The sequence below is a fragment of the Paraburkholderia sp. CNPSo 3274 genome (assembly GCF_024206475.1).
Classification (GTDB): domain Bacteria; phylum Pseudomonadota; class Gammaproteobacteria; order Burkholderiales; family Burkholderiaceae; genus Paraburkholderia.
In genome coordinates this window covers 1-515 of the sequence record NZ_JAMBPR010000275.1, presented here as the reverse complement: position 1 = coordinate 515, position 515 = coordinate 1, and the positions used below count along the sequence as shown (strand labels likewise).

Annotated in this window: 1 pseudogene; it reads right to left on the bottom strand. The window is 55.3% G+C overall.

Annotated features, from left to right (window positions below):
- Positions 1–349: pseudogene (locus M3I54_RS44680) on the bottom strand (integrase core domain-containing protein); the annotation flags it as partial.
- Between the last annotated feature and the right edge of the window lie 166 nt (positions 350–515).

Sequence of the window (515 nt, the reverse complement as noted above, 5' to 3'; positions counted from 1 at the left end):
ATTCGTTGTAGTGGTCAAACGCGATAGCCAGGTTTTGCAGTGCGGTTCTGACATCAGGCTTGGGCATCCATGAGACGTAGTCACGCTTTATCGTTTTGACGAAGCTTTCGGCCATCCCGTTGCTCTGCGGACTTCTCACAGGGGTCGTGACGGGCTTCAAACCGATTTTCCGCGAGAACGTCAGCGTTTCCTCGGCAATGTAGCAGGAACCGTTATCGCTGAGCCACTCGATTTCGCTGTGGGCCTTAACAGGTTGCGGAAATACCCCCCCGGCGGAAGCGGTGCGCCTCGATGTACGCGCCCGCCAGTCGCAAACTTTCGCATTGTGCAATCTCAACGCGAATTCAACGTTCTTTCGGCGGCTTGAGGCCGACTTCTGACCTCCTTGCCACGCTTTCCGCCACTTATAAGCGGATTTGTCCCAGTGATCGCATGCGCACGAGGTTGTATGCCGCCATGTTCAACACGAACATCTGGTCCACCTTCTTCAAGCCACGCACCATCACCTGACGCAT